At 58.8% G+C, this 12,948-nt stretch carries 13 protein-coding genes; 7 read left to right on the top strand and 6 right to left on the bottom strand.

What is annotated here, in order from left to right:
• Nucleotides 1-12 precede the first annotated feature (12 nt).
• Entirely contained in the window at nucleotides 13-1,707 is a 1,695-nt protein-coding gene (locus tag SHIM_RS17190; RefSeq protein ID WP_152926585.1) for a heparinase II/III family protein, read from the bottom strand.
• Between the two features lie 197 nt (nucleotides 1,708-1,904).
• Complete coding sequence (locus SHIM_RS17185) at nucleotides 1,905-3,173, bottom strand: RsmB/NOP family class I SAM-dependent RNA methyltransferase (RefSeq protein WP_054003888.1); 1,269 nt, start codon at nucleotides 3,171-3,173, stop codon at nucleotides 1,905-1,907.
• A gap of 116 nt (nucleotides 3,174-3,289) precedes the next feature.
• Between SHIM_RS17185 and SHIM_RS17180 the strand changes: the two genes are divergently transcribed.
• Nucleotides 3,290-3,469 (top strand): DUF1674 domain-containing protein, encoded by a 180-nt coding sequence (locus tag SHIM_RS17180; RefSeq protein ID WP_082358457.1) that lies wholly within the window; start codon nucleotides 3,290-3,292, stop codon nucleotides 3,467-3,469.
• A gap of 124 nt (nucleotides 3,470-3,593) precedes the next feature.
• Here the strand turns inward: SHIM_RS17180 and SHIM_RS17175 are convergent, their stop codons facing one another.
• The 4 genes from SHIM_RS17175 to dapB all read right to left on the bottom strand — a co-directional run bounded on the left by SHIM_RS17175 (nucleotide 3,594) and on the right by dapB (nucleotide 8,693).
• Entirely contained in the window at nucleotides 3,594-5,660 is a 2,067-nt protein-coding gene (locus tag SHIM_RS17175; protein ID WP_054003887.1) for an ABC transporter permease, read from the bottom strand.
• The gene (locus SHIM_RS17170; protein ID WP_054003886.1) at nucleotides 5,657-6,727 is read right to left on the bottom strand and encodes a quaternary amine ABC transporter ATP-binding protein; all 1,071 of its coding nucleotides are present in this window, start codon (nucleotides 6,725-6,727) and stop codon (nucleotides 5,657-5,659) included. The genes SHIM_RS17175 and SHIM_RS17170 overlap by 4 nt, the downstream gene beginning before the upstream one ends.
• Nucleotides 6,728-6,733: 6 nt before the next feature.
• Complete coding sequence (locus SHIM_RS17165) at nucleotides 6,734-7,696, bottom strand: ABC transporter substrate-binding protein (RefSeq protein WP_446740610.1); 963 nt, start codon at nucleotides 7,694-7,696, stop codon at nucleotides 6,734-6,736.
• A gap of 187 nt (nucleotides 7,697-7,883) precedes the next feature.
• Nucleotides 7,884-8,693 carry a 4-hydroxy-tetrahydrodipicolinate reductase gene (gene dapB / locus SHIM_RS17160; RefSeq protein WP_054003984.1) on the bottom strand — a complete coding sequence of 270 codons (810 nt, stop codon included), beginning with the start codon at nucleotides 8,691-8,693 and terminating at the stop codon, nucleotides 7,884-7,886.
• A gap of 83 nt (nucleotides 8,694-8,776) precedes the next feature.
• Between dapB and rbfA the strand changes: the two genes are divergently transcribed.
• From rbfA to rpsO, 6 genes are all read left to right on the top strand, one after another.
• Nucleotides 8,777-9,199, top strand: a complete 423-nt coding sequence (gene rbfA / locus SHIM_RS17155; protein WP_054003885.1) for a 30S ribosome-binding factor RbfA — start codon at nucleotides 8,777-8,779, stop codon at nucleotides 9,197-9,199.
• Nucleotides 9,199-9,921: a phosphodiester glycosidase family protein gene (locus tag SHIM_RS17150; protein ID WP_054003884.1), complete on the top strand. Its 723-nt coding sequence runs from the start codon at nucleotides 9,199-9,201 to the stop codon at nucleotides 9,919-9,921. Before rbfA ends, SHIM_RS17150 begins: the two co-directional genes overlap by 1 nt.
• 76 nt (nucleotides 9,922-9,997) lie before the next feature.
• Entirely contained in the window at nucleotides 9,998-10,912 is a 915-nt protein-coding gene (gene truB, locus SHIM_RS17145; protein WP_054003883.1) for a tRNA pseudouridine(55) synthase TruB, read from the top strand.
• On the top strand, nucleotides 10,909-11,418 hold the full coding sequence (locus tag SHIM_RS17140) for a DUF1643 domain-containing protein (protein ID WP_054003882.1): 510 nt from the start codon (nucleotides 10,909-10,911) through the stop codon (nucleotides 11,416-11,418). Before truB ends, SHIM_RS17140 begins: the two co-directional genes overlap by 4 nt.
• A 113-nt stretch (nucleotides 11,419-11,531) precedes the next feature.
• Nucleotides 11,532-12,518 carry a calcium-binding protein gene (locus SHIM_RS17135; RefSeq protein WP_054003881.1) on the top strand — a complete coding sequence of 329 codons (987 nt, stop codon included), beginning with the start codon at nucleotides 11,532-11,534 and terminating at the stop codon, nucleotides 12,516-12,518.
• A 139-nt stretch (nucleotides 12,519-12,657) separates the two neighbouring features.
• A complete protein-coding gene (rpsO, locus tag SHIM_RS17130) occupies nucleotides 12,658-12,927 on the top strand; it encodes a 30S ribosomal protein S15 (protein WP_054003880.1) in 270 nt (89 codons plus the stop codon).
• Nucleotides 12,928-12,948 lie beyond the last annotated feature (21 nt).

The raw sequence follows: 12,948 nt of genomic DNA, 5'->3' as shown, positions 1-12,948 counted from the left end.
CTCGGGCTTAGGTTACAAATCCATCTCATCCCGGTTCAGGTCCCTGATCGCCACACCAGTCTCATGCGCTTTGCTCAAAGACCACCGGATGCGCGTCCCATACTGCATTGCGACGCCAGATAGAACGATCTGTTTTGTCGCGCGCGGCTTTATGCGACCTTTTTCCAGAAAAACACTGGCTACAAGCTCCATTTTAGCGGCGCCATCGTGCCGGAACACCCAGACTTCACCACTTTTGAGCGCGATCGACACAGCCGCGCCGCCCATATCAAGCGACGCATCCGCCTCCGGATGCAGATGAAAGGCGATGTCATAGGGTATTCCCTGCAGCGCCTTCTGATCCATCATCTTGTCAAACTTGCGCTTGTCGCTGTCCTCCAGCGCGACCACCAGGTCCTCACCTGCCATGCCGCGCCCGTCAAACGTCAACTCAAGAGTGCGCGCATGCGTCAATCCATGTGTCTCACGATACCCGTCGTGGCCGCCCTGAAACTTGATCCCGTCAGGCACTTGCGTCACCTCGATGGGAACATCTTTGGGGCCTTCGACCAATTGCTCTTCTCGCCAGCCTTTGCCCAGCTTGCCCAAACGCGAACTCGACAATTCGTCCAACGTCAGGGCCGAATGAGACGGTGTCGCGCGGCCAAACCGTCGCCAATCTTCGCCAAGGCTGGACCCCGATCCGCAATTCACAACGACCGGCCGCCGCCCGCTGGTTAACTCAAACGCCAATGTGGACGCGTGGGCATTGATTGAACTTTCTCCAGCGGGTGGCAAACTGGCATCCACCACAACGCTGGTACGCCCGGCGCTCAGCCGTGCATATCCCATGGCCAATCCGTCCGCCTGACGTGTCTTTACCCGACTTTCGGCCAACGCGTGATCCAATCGCCCGTCGATACCGCGACCCCCGCCGTGAAACCGTGCCAATCCGCCGTCAGCATGACGCAATGTGCGCAAAGTGGGTGCAACGCGTTCAATCGCCCCGACATGCGCATCCGAAGGCGCGTGGCCGGCCTCGGTCAACGCAGTTGCCGCCCATGTGAGCAGGGTAAAAACTTCCAACAATTCTTCAGGGTTGCGCGTGGAAATGCCGCCCTGCGTGTCCACTTGGTTGCGGCATTCCTTGTCCAATGCTTTGACTGCTGGCGCCACGTGCTGTGACATCCCTTCCAGAGCCAGCCCCGCATAGATCAGACCGGTCAGGGCCTCAAACCGCTCCAACCCCGGCAGGCTTTTGCGCCAACGGCGACTGAGGAAAATGGTCTGTTGTGCCAACGACTGAAAGAACGCTTCGGACTGCGCAGCGTCCCGCGCGCGCAAAAGAAACAACGCGTGACTGATCCACCTGATCAACCTGCGCCCGGTCAGGTCCGGCGTCCAACCAGGACCTCGTCCGCGGCCGGACTGTTCGATCCACCCCCAAACCCAATCCTGTGCCTCGTCCCGTGCCACCCCGTCACCAACAGCAGCCAGATCATCCAACCAGGCAAAGCCGTGCAACTCTTGCGCAAACACGTCGTCAGGGGGACGCAGATCCCACATCGATGTATTGGGCGCCGTTAACAAATGCCCAGCAAACAAAAAATTGCCAGCCACAAGCTGTTTGCCACGGGCATATTGCCCAATGGTGCGGGGTTCCGGCATAGATGTGAAACCGGTGGCCGGACTGGCCATCGTACTGATCCGCGCATGAACGCGGTGCATCAGCCGCGTATAACGCGCCGGTATTCCATTAGGGTTGGACATCCACTCTCTGCCTCTACGCTCTTTGGCGTTTGCGCAGAGTGTAACGGGGTTATCCGCGCGAGTCACCGATTCAAATAGGGTGACCCGAGTGTACCCTAGTTTGGGTTAATGGAACGGTCTGATCCGGAAACATGCAAGCCGCACATTGCGCGGCTTTATGCCTTGCGCAACAGCGCCATATAAAACCCGTCCATACCGCCGCGATCTGCCCAAAAATCTGGCCGCAGCCGCAAGCCGCCTTCTTCAGTCACCCAAGCCGGATCAACGCCGTCAACCAAGACGGCCTCCCGATCCACGTGTACACCAGCCCAGCGCGTCACAGCCTCTTCCACTTGCACTTCGCCCTCATCAGGCAACAACGAGCAGGTGCAAAAAACCAACCGCCCGCCGGGTTTCAAAAGCCCCAAGGCGTGATCCAGAAACACCTCCTGCAACCCGATCAAATCGCCAAACTCGCTGCCGTCTTTGGCAAACGGCAAATCGGGATGACGCCGCATCGTACCAGTCGCAGAACACGGTGCATCCAGCAAAATGGCGTCATATTCGCCTTCCTGCGCCATTGCATCGCCGACCACCAACGTCGCGCTAAGGCCGGTCCTCTTGAGATTCTCTTCAACCCGCGCCATCCGCGACGGGTTGTCATCCACTGCCGTCACGTTCGCGCCAGCCGCCGCCATCTGCATGGTCTTGCCGCCGGGTGCCGCGCACAGATCCAGCACTTTTTCTCCTGGCTGCACGTCGAGGATTTTCGCAGGTAAGGCCGCCGCCGCATCCTGCACCCACCAATCGCCCGCCGCATACCCCGGCAACGCTGACACTTGCTGACCGGATGGCACACGTACCGACCCGGTTGGCAAAAGCGCGCCATCGACCGCCGTCGCCAAAGCCGCAGCATCCGCCTTTGGGGTCAAATCCAACGGTGCTCCGGCATAATGTGCAGCCTCGATTCCCAGCATAACCTCGCTGTCATAGGCTTGCGTCAAAGGCTTGCGCAGCCACTTTGGCAAACGCGGAATGCGCAACTTGTCCCACTCGGCTTGCCCGCTGGCATCCACCTTGCGCAACACCGCGTTCACAAGCCCCTTCATGCCCGCCGTGTGTTTGTTTTTCGCAACGATCTCAACCGCGTCGTTCACAACACCATGCGCCGCGCCGCCCTGACACAACTCAATCGTTCCCACGCGCAGCACGTTGTGCACCGTAAGGGCGGGTGTTTTCTTCAGGTGCTTTTGCAAGACCCGGTCGGCCCGCTCCAGCCCGCGCAATGTGTCCACCGCCAGCCGCTGCGCCCGCGCGCGATCTGCCGGCTCCAGCCGCTCCAGCGCTCCGGACCCGATCACTTCGGACAACAGCCGCCCCTCGCCCAACACTTGGTCAAGCAGGTAAACGGCGCTGCGGCGAGTCTGCATTCCGGACTTGGACATAAAGCACCTTTCCTGTGGAGTTCAGGCTATGCGAGAGCGCGACACCTTGTCGTTCCCGAAGCCGGGCGTATAACAAGGCCATATCGCAAATGAAAGCCCACGCAGCAGGAGCCGCCATGAGCAGCGAAGAGATCAAAGAAATTCCCGAGGCCGCGAAACGCGCGTTGGCCGAGGCCGAAGAACGCCGCGCCAAAGCAAAGGCAGCAGACCTCCCCACGGAACTTGGCGGCCGGGATGGCCCCGAACCGGTGCGCTACGGCGATTGGGAGAAAAAAGGCATTGCGATCGATTTTTGACAAAAGATGGTCTCCCGTCCCTTTGAGGCCCGCTAACGCGGGCCACAAAGCGTTGGGCCACGCCCAAAATCTGCAGGTCTTCTGCAAGAAGTTCGAAGATGGCGGGAGCCCCAACGCCTGTCTTTTACAAACCAAGCGCCTTACGCCGCTTATCAGCAAAACCTTGCACAAGCCGGTCAGCGACCAGTGCCAGTATCGCCATAGCGGCCCCAGCGGTGACCCCAAGGCCCACATCCGCCTGGCCAAGCGCCAGATAAATCGACTGACCCAATCCCGTTGTTCCGATCAAAGCCGCGATCACCAACATCGCGAACGCATAAAGAATCGTCTGGTTCAGACCCAACAGGATTGTCGGCGCCGCATAAGGCGCGCGTACTTCAATCATCGTCTGCCACTTGCCAGCGCCGCTCGCTGTCGCTGCCTCGATCATATCTTCCGGCGTCGAAATCAGCCCCTGTCGCGTGTAGCGGATCATCGGCACCACGGCATACATGCAGATCGCCAGAAAGGCCGAGAATTCCCCGATTTGAAAGAACATCAGAACCGGAATCAGAAAGACGAACATCGGAATTGTCTGCAACATGTCGCAGAACGGGCGCACAACCGCCCAGACCCGTGTGCTCGTCGCGCTGAGGAACCCAAGGGCGCCGCCCACTACGGCACAGGCTGCCACTGAGGCACCGCTAAGGTAAAGCGACAACAAGGCGCGCTCCCACAAACCGGACAAGAGGATCAGCCCCAACAGGATCACCACCAGCCGCACCAAAGACCAACCCCGTGACACCCAACCCAACGCGGCCGCGCCGATCACCACCAGCGGCCAGGGAGCTTGGGCCACGCCGATCTCCAAAAACAACGCCGCAATCGCGACAACTGCTCCGGCAGTCACCTGCCCGCGCAGCGCCAAAACGCCGCTGATAACGGCAACGATTGCAAAGAAACCCATGCTGTGTGCGGCGGTCCACTTGAAACCCCAGGTGAACGGCAACACCGCGTCCGCCAACCCGATCCGCAGCGGCAGTAACCCGTAAAACATCGAGGTGTTTTTGACCGCGTCAAGCGCCGCACCATTGTTGGCCGTAAACGTTCCGACACCGGTGTCGACGGTTTCCGCCAGACCATCCAACATGGCAACGCCACTCGGATTCCAATTCGCAAGCACTGACCACAAGGCCACAGCAGCGCCAACGGCAAATATCGCAAGCGCCACGCGTTTGCTCTGTGCCACCCTCTGTTCGGCCAAAGCTGCCGACAGACGGTCGATCACCACAGCAAAGACCACGATTACGGATCCTGCCAAAAATGCCGGACCAAACTGCGCCTTGCGCATGGTCAACAGCACTTCCCAGCCGATGTCTTCAAATCCGCCAATCACGGCAGCAATGATCACCATCGACAAAGCCGCCATCAGGCATTGGTTGAAACCCACCATGATCTGTTGGCTGGCCGCAGGAATCTCTATCAAAAACAACTGCTGGCGGCGTGTGCCACCCGACATCACCGCCGCCTCGCGGATTTCTTCGTCCACCCGCTCCAGCCCCAACAGGACGTTGCGCGCCATTGGTGGCGCGGCATAAATCGCGGATGCGATCAAACCCACCACTGGGCCAAATCCAAAGAGCACGATCAACGGCGTCAAATACGCAAAGGCCGGCACCGTTTGCATGACGTCCAAAAGGCCGTTTACCGCCCCCTTCAGGCGCGGCACCTCAAAGGCCAGAATACCGATGGCCATACCCAGAAAAACAGCCAAAGGAACAGACACTGTGACCAGCGCCAAGGTGTTCATGCCTTCGATCCAATAGCCAGATATGACCACAAATCCGAGGCCAATAAACCCCAGTGCCGCAAGCCGAAACCCGCCGATAAGCCAACCAATCGCCGTCACGGCGCCCACCACCAATGGCCAGGGTGCACTCCGCAACGCGGCGCCCACCCATTCCATCGGGTAACTCAGCAACTGAGAAAACGCCCGCGCCATCGGCTTGAAAACACTCAAGAACCAGCCCACAGCAGCGCCAACCCAGTCGGTCATCGGCACGGTCAGCGCATCGGGCCACCCCACCAGCCAGTCAAACTGCGCGCCCAACAGGCGACAAGTGATGCCCACGGCCAGAACCAGTAACGCGGCCTTGGCGCCACGGCTAAACGCACGCGCCGGCCCGGTCTCTTCATGCTGCAAAGCCGTCATTCGCCGTCCGTTCCGGTACCATCGTCCACGTGTAACGCCGCTGCCAGCTCGGCCGGATGCACCGCACCCACCATATTGCCCGCCGCGTCCCAAACCGGCACCGGCTCATAAAGGTCCATGCATTTCTCAAGCGCCGTGCTCAGCGTCATACCAACGCGCAACTTGGGATCATCCGGCATCGCCTCCGGCACCTGATCCAGCATCACGGATTCCACACAGGCATGGCGCCCTTTGGGCACATCGCGGGTAAATTCACGCACGTAGTCGTCTACCGGACGCAAAACGATATCTTCAGGTGTACCGATCTGCACAACCTCGCCATCGCGCATAATCGCAATGCGGTCCGCCAGCTTCAGCGCCTCTTGGATGTCGTGCGTAATGAACACGATCGATTTTTTCAAAGTTGCCTGAATGTTTAGGAATTCATCCTGCAACTGGCGACGGATTAGCGGATCAAGCGCCGAAAACGGCTCGTCCAAAAACCAAATATCGGGGTTAACAGCAAGCGAACGGGCGATCCCGACCCGTTGACGCTGACCGCCAGACAGGTTGCGGGGATAGGCGTCTTCACGCCCTGTCAGTCCGACAAGGTCCAAGACCTCAAACGCGCGCTTGCGCCGTTCCGCCTTGCCAGCGCCTTGCATTTTCAAGGGAAAGCCAACGTTGTCGGCCACAGTCATATGCGGGAACAGGCCAAAGTGCTGAAACACCATGCCCAATTTGTTGCGGCGCAGGTCAATCAGGCGCTTTTCGCTCGCCTTCAGAATATCTTCGCCATCAATATGCACCGACCCGGCCGTCGGCTCAATCAGCCGCGAAATGCAGCGGATCAAAGTCGATTTACCTGATCCCGAAAGACCCATGATCACAAAGAGCTCACCGGATTTCACCTCAAAATTCGCGGCCCTTACGGCAGGAATGAGGTTCTTTCCTTTGAGTGTCTCTGCGACGGCGTGATCGTCTCCGGCCTCGCGTGCGTCACGCAAGACAGAGGCGGCGTTTTCGCCGAAGACCTGCCAGAGGTCTTCGACGGCTATCGCCGGAGCGGTGCTATTTTTCTTGGTCATGCAGACTTACTTGGTTGCGGCGTCGACAACCGACTTCCACTTGGCCTCATTGGCGCCCATCCATGCGGACACAACGTCTTCAACCGCTTCGCCGCTTACATCCACGGCACCCATCATTGGCTGCTGGTCTTCGACCGCCAAAGTGTAGTTCACAAGGATTTCGTGCGCGGCTGGCCATTTGTCTTTCAGACCGGGCCAACCTGCTTTGAAAATGCGGCTCGCAGCAAAGTCACAGTCGTTGATCGCATTTGGGTTCGGGCCCCAAGCCGGATCGGTGAAACACGCATCTTCGCCCGCAGGCAGATCGACAAATTTCACGTCATAGGCTGACATTGCCCAATGCGGCTGCCAGAACGTGATCAACAGCGGCGATTTCTTTTCGGTAGACGCGCGCAATTCGGCGATCAAAGCGCCCTCAGAACCCGCCGGAACGGCTTTGAATGGCAAATCCAAACCGGTCATACGGTCGGCACCCGGTGTGCCCCAATCCGCAGGGTAATCCACAAGACGACCCATTGGTAGGGTTTCAGCGGTCGCAAAGTTCATCGCACACTCTTGCAGCGCTTCCCAAGCAGGCAGGCCTGGGCACAGATCTGCGACGTGCGCAGGATAGGCAATGCCTTCACGCGCGTTCAGACCCAGATCAGACAGCTCTTCCAGCTGGCCTGCATCCTTCAACACGGCGTATTGGTCGGACACGTTAGAAGACCAGATTTCCAGCGTCGCGTGGATGTCGCCATCCGCGATCGCCTGAAATTGGTTCATCATGCCTGCGGTGACGTATTCCACTTCATAGCCGGCAGCCTTCAGCATTTCGCCTGCGACACGGGTGGTCACATGCTGTCCAGTCCATTCGTTCAGCGCCAACTTGATCGGCTCGTCTGTCGCGCCCAGATCCGCCGCAAATGCGCCGCTTGCCATTGCTGTCAGCGCCAGCGCCGACAGACCGGATTTCATCAAAGTTTTCATTGTCATCTCCCTGTTTATGTTTTTGATCTATTCATTTTCTTGAATGATCATTTCATTTTTTGACTGGCCGCATAAAACCACAAGTCCGGCGACCTGCCAACAAAAACGTTTCTCAACGCAAAGAACCCCTGACGCAGCAGGCCTAAACGCCTATTTTCAAACCATTTCCCGTCAGGTCAGGCTGTTTTCACAACCCCAATACATCCAGCATATCGTATTCGCCCGGCTTCTGATCCTGCCCCCAAAGTGCCGCCTTCAAGGCGCCTTTGGCAAACAGGCTGCGGTCCGTGGCCTTGTGGCGCAGAACAATCTGCTCGCCATCCGCCGCAAACATAACGTCGTGCTCACCGATAATATCGCCGCCGCGAATGGCGGTGAAACCAATGTCACCACGTTTACGCGCGCCAGTGATGCCGTCACGCCCACGATCTGACACTTCCGCCAAGGACACACCGCGCCCCTCGGCCGCCGCTTCGCCCAACATCAGCGCGGTGCCGCTTGGCGCGTCCACCTTATGGTGGTGGTGCGCCTCAATGATTTCGATGTCAAAATCCGCGTCCAACGCTGCGGCGACCTTCCTGGTCAGAACCGTCAACAGATTGACTCCAAGGCTCATGTTTCCCGCCCTCACGATCACTGCGTGGCGTGCACAAGGGCCCAGCCGCGCGATGTCTTCTTCCGTCATTCCGGTTGTGCCAATCACATGCACTGCACGGGCTTGTGCCGCCAGTTTGGCAAACTGCACAGTTGCCGCAGGAGCCGTGAAATCAATCACCGCCTGCGCCTTGGCAAAAGCGTCCAGCGGCTGATCCGTCACGGTCACGCCCAACGCAACACCGCCCATCGCCTCACCAACATCTCGGCCGACCCAGTCATGACCTTCGCGCTCTACGACACCAACCAAACGGGCTTTGTCGCTGCCGATCACGGTTTTGATCAACATCTGCCCCATCCGGCCAGAGGCCCCAGTGATCACGATTCCCGGCAAGTCTTGCATATTGGTCTCCATAGGTTTGCGCCTCTGCATAACGAACGCCTGCCCGCTTGGCAAAGCCCTGCAAAGCGCCTAAGTGGGGAGACATGGCAAAACACAGAGATTCCGAGGGCCGTGGCCCCTCCCAGCGGATGCTGCGCGTCGGCGAACTTATTCGCCGCACCCTGTCCGAAGTCCTGATGAAGGGCGACATTCATGATCCGGACCTGAACCGTCTGTCGATCACCGTGGGCGAGGTGCGCGTTAGCCCTGATTTAACCATCGCGACCGCCTATGTGCTGCCGCTTGGTGGCGGCCAACAAGAAGAGGCCATCGCCTATCTTGCCCGCAACAAAGGTGAGCTGCGCCGTGTGATTGGTAGAAAAGCCGGGTTGAAACACGCGCCCGACCTGCGGTTCCGTATCGACAAAACCTATGACCAGATGGAAGCCACCCGCGCCATGCTTGATGACGAGCGGGTGCGCCACGACATCGAAAAACCAGACAGCACAGAGACCGACAACACGTGATGCGCGTCCTCCTAACCCTGGTACTGCTTGCGCTGCCCGGGCTGGCGACGGCAGTCACCTGTGAGGACACCTCGTATGAGGCCAACCGCTATACCGTATGCACCGTTGATGTCGCCACCGAAGACTTGCGCCTCTTTTTGCGCGACGATCAGGGTGCCATTCTGGGTCAATTCCGCGATGTGGAAAGCACTTTGAGCGACGGCAAAGCCCTGACCTTCGCCATGAACGCAGGCATGTATCATTCAGACCGCAGCCCCGTCGGCCACTATGTTGAAAACGGCGTCGAGGAAATGCGCCTCCTGACCGGCGCGTCCAACGGCAACTTTGGCCTGCTGCCCAACGGCGTCTTTTGCATCAACGACGCCCGCGCGGACGTGATCGAAACGCTGGCATTTGCCCGCACCAGCCCAAGCTGTAACCACGCCACGCAATCCGGCCCGATGCTGGTAATCGACGGCGCATTGCACCCACGCTTTCTAGTGGACAGCACATCCAGATTTCGCCGCAACGGCGTTGGTACCTCAACCGATGGTCAAACAGCCTATTTCGTCATTTCGCGCAACGCGGTGTCGTTTCATGAATTTGGCCGCTATTTCCGTGACGTGCTGCAAACGCCAAACGCGCTCTATTTTGACGGCAAGATCAGCCGGCTCTATGCGCCGCAAATCAACCGCAATGACCCCGGATTTCTGTTAGGCCCGATTGTCGGCGTGGTTCAATGATCCCGCCGAGTCAAATTGACAGCCCGTAATCAATCCGCTACCCCGCCGCCCTTACCTGAATTCAAAGGCACTGATCATGGCACGCAAACGCAAAGGCCGCGACATTTCCGGGTGGCTCGTCGTCGACAAGCCCGCCGGCATGACCTCGACCTCGGTCGTCAACAAAGTTCGCTGGGCGTTTGACGCCAAAAAGGCGGGCCATGCGGGCACACTGGACCCCGACGCAACCGGCGTTCTGGCCATTGCCTTGGGCGAAGCCACCAAGACCGTGCCCTTCATCACCGACGCGCTCAAAGCCTACACATTCACCGTGCGCCTTGGTCAGGCCACCAACACCGACGACGCCGAAGGCGAGGTCATCGCCCAATCGGACCAGCGCCCAGACGACGACTCTATCAAAGACGCGCTGGGTCAGTTTGTTGGTGACATCATGCAGGTGCCGCCCAAATTCTCGGCTGTGAAAATCGACGGCCAACGCGCCTACAAACTGGCGCGTGACGGCGAAGACGTCGAAATTGCCGCCCGTCCGCTTTGGGTCGAAGAACTGCTGATGACCGACCGCGAAGACGCCGATCACGTGACGCTGGAAATGACCTGCGGCAAGGGCGGTTATGTTCGCTCCATCGCCCGTGATCTCGGGGCAGCCCTAGGTTGCTACGGCCATGTGCGCGAATTGCGCCGCATCTGGTCTGGCCCGTTTGATGCCAGCGACGGCCTGACGCTCGCGCAAATCGAAGACATGGCCAAACAGCCCGAACTTGACCAATATTTGCGCCCACTCGAAGAAGGCCTCGCCGACTTGCCCGAGGTCAAAGCCACATCCGAAGGCACCACCCGCTTGCGCAACGGCAATCCCGGCATGGTGATCGCCTCTGATGTCGAATACGGCGAAGAGTGCTGGGCCAGCTTTGACGGCGAAGCCGTCGCTGTGGGTATCTTCAAAGCAGGTGAGTTGCACCCCAGTCGGGTCTTTGTGCGCCCGCAAACATGATCACCCGCGACTTTCAGAAGGACGACGCGGCCTCCTCCGCAATCTATTCTGACTGCGAAACCTATCGCTATGCCCTCACCCGTGTCTGGGACGATGACCGCAAGCGGGTTCTGTTCATCATGCTTAACCCGTCCAAGGCCACCGAGCGGCAAAATGACCCGACAATCGAGCGCTGCGAACGGCGCGCGCGTACGCTCGGTTTTGGTGGCTTTCGTGCGGTGAACATTTTTGGCTTGCGCGAAACCGACCCTAAACTGCTGCGCAAACACCCCGAACCGGCCGGCCCAGACAACGACGCCGTTGTCGCACAAAGCTGTGATTGGGCGGATGTGATCATCGCCGCATGGGGCGCGCATGGCGACCATCTGGACCGGGGATTTCAAATGCGCGACGTGCTAAGCGAGACCGCCCGTCCGATCCACCACTTGGGTCTGACCAAACACGGCCACCCGCGCCACCCTCTGTATATAGCCTATGCCTGCCAGCCTGAACGTTGGGATATCTGACGAGAACGGCATGCCAAACTGGCAAAAACCACAGATTAACCACCTCTCCAATCCGCGTTTTGAAAACCGCCCGATGTATGGCCTAATGGCTACGGGGTGAGTGGAGTTGTGTGATGCTCATGTTTGCGAGTTTGCTGGCTGCAATAGCCGGCGCTGCTGTGTTTGTTGGAATTGACGACAGTGACGACGCCAGTCTCGACACCGAAGCAGATGATCTGGAAGAAGAAACGCCTGTCACTTCGGATATACCGGGGGACGATTCAACGGACACGCCGGAACCGCCCGATGTGTCCGAACCAAACGTCATCATTGGCAGCGGTGATTATGACATTCTGTCGGGCACGCCTGGTCAGGACATCATCACCGGGGGCGGTGGCGACGATCAGATCAACGGCTATGCAGGCGATGACACTCTCTCAGGTGGCGAAGGCGCCGATATACTGCATGGTGCCGACGGTGATGATGCGCTGTCAGGCGGCGCGGATAATGACATCTTGCATGGTGAACATGGCGACGACAGCCTGACCGGAGGGGACGGCAACGACACGCTGTTTGGCCACGGTGACAACGACCATTTATCCGGCGACGATGGATCAGATTCCTTGGTGGGTGGCTTTGGCGATGACACGCTGCTTGGTGGCGCGGGCGACGATGCGCTGCATGGCGGCTATGAAGACGATCAGCTTGACGGCGGTGCTGGTGCGGACACGCTGCTTGGTGGCGCGGGCGATGACTTGGTGGTTGGCAACACCAGCCCCGCTGATCCCGACGTCGACTACCTCAACGGCGGCGGCGGGGACGACACGCTGATCGGTGGCAAAGGCGATATTCTGACCGGCGGAGCGGATGCCGACACTTTCATGCTGGACGGCACCGCCGAGGCTCCAATCACGGTCATGGATTTCGATCAGGCCGAGGACAATCTCGTTCTGCTCTATCCCAATCAAGCCGATACACCGGACGTGGAAATTCGCCCCATCGCCAGCGATCCTGATATGATCGAGGTCATCGTCGACGGAGAAGCGCTCGCGATCGTGCACGGCGGCGCCTCGTTGGAGGTCAGCGACATCACCCTGATTGCACAAACGGCCACTGGCTAAACGACACAAACCCCTTTTCTTTCTGACAAAACCGGCCTATATCGCCTGTCTGCACAGGGAATCTCTGTGTGGACCTCCATGGACCTTGCTGGACGACATCCCGGCTTGCGCCCTCAACCCTTTAGATTAGGAGACCCCGATGTCGATCACAGTTGAAGAAAAAAACCGCTTGATGAAAGAATTCGCAACCAAAGAAGGCGACACTGGTTCGCCCGAAGTACAGGTTGCTATCCTCACCTCGCGTATCAACACCCTGACCGAGCACTTCAAGACCCACAAAAAAGACAACCACGGTCGCCGTGGCCTTTTGAAAATGGTTGCTCAGCGTCGTAAGCTGCTGGACTACACCAAGGTCAAAGACGAAGCACGCTATCAGGACCTGATCAAACGTCTCGGCATCCGCCGCTAAGACGCTCCGATCATTCAGATT

The sequence above is a fragment of the Shimia sp. SK013 genome, from assembly GCF_001292625.1.
Taxonomy (GTDB): domain Bacteria; phylum Pseudomonadota; class Alphaproteobacteria; order Rhodobacterales; family Rhodobacteraceae; genus Shimia.
The sequence above is the reverse complement of the archived record's forward strand: the minus strand, read 5'-3'. Positions and strand labels throughout refer to the sequence as shown.

What these genes read in the sequence shown, in the direction of transcription:
- SHIM_RS17140 (WP_054003882.1), top strand. Translation starts at nt 10,909, where the DNA reads ATGATCACCCGCGACTTTCAGAAGGACGACGCGGCCTCCTCCGCAATC.
- SHIM_RS17150 (WP_054003884.1), top strand. Translation starts at nt 9,199, where the DNA reads ATGCGCGTCCTCCTAACCCTGGTACTGCTTGCGCTGCCCGGGCTGGCG.
- SHIM_RS17185 (WP_054003888.1), bottom strand. Translation starts at nt 3,173, where the DNA reads ATGTCCAAGTCCGGAATGCAGACTCGCCGCAGCGCCGTTTACCTGCTT.
- SHIM_RS17175 (WP_054003887.1), bottom strand. Translation starts at nt 5,660, where the DNA reads ATGACGGCTTTGCAGCATGAAGAGACCGGGCCGGCGCGTGCGTTTAGC.
- SHIM_RS17135 (WP_054003881.1), top strand. Translation starts at nt 11,532, where the DNA reads ATGCTCATGTTTGCGAGTTTGCTGGCTGCAATAGCCGGCGCTGCTGTG.
- dapB (WP_054003984.1), bottom strand. Translation starts at nt 8,693, where the DNA reads ATGCAAGACTTGCCGGGAATCGTGATCACTGGGGCCTCTGGCCGGATG.
- rbfA (WP_054003885.1), top strand. Translation starts at nt 8,777, where the DNA reads ATGGCAAAACACAGAGATTCCGAGGGCCGTGGCCCCTCCCAGCGGATG.
- SHIM_RS17165 (WP_446740610.1), bottom strand. Translation starts at nt 7,696, where the DNA reads ATGAAAACTTTGATGAAATCCGGTCTGTCGGCGCTGGCGCTGACAGCA.
- truB (WP_054003883.1), top strand. Translation starts at nt 9,998, where the DNA reads ATGGCACGCAAACGCAAAGGCCGCGACATTTCCGGGTGGCTCGTCGTC.
- SHIM_RS17180 (WP_082358457.1), top strand. Translation starts at nt 3,290, where the DNA reads ATGAGCAGCGAAGAGATCAAAGAAATTCCCGAGGCCGCGAAACGCGCG.
- rpsO (WP_054003880.1), top strand. Translation starts at nt 12,658, where the DNA reads ATGTCGATCACAGTTGAAGAAAAAAACCGCTTGATGAAAGAATTCGCA.
- SHIM_RS17170 (WP_054003886.1), bottom strand. Translation starts at nt 6,727, where the DNA reads ATGACCAAGAAAAATAGCACCGCTCCGGCGATAGCCGTCGAAGACCTC.
- SHIM_RS17190 (WP_152926585.1), bottom strand. Translation starts at nt 1,707, where the DNA reads ATGCACCGCGTTCATGCGCGGATCAGTACGATGGCCAGTCCGGCCACC.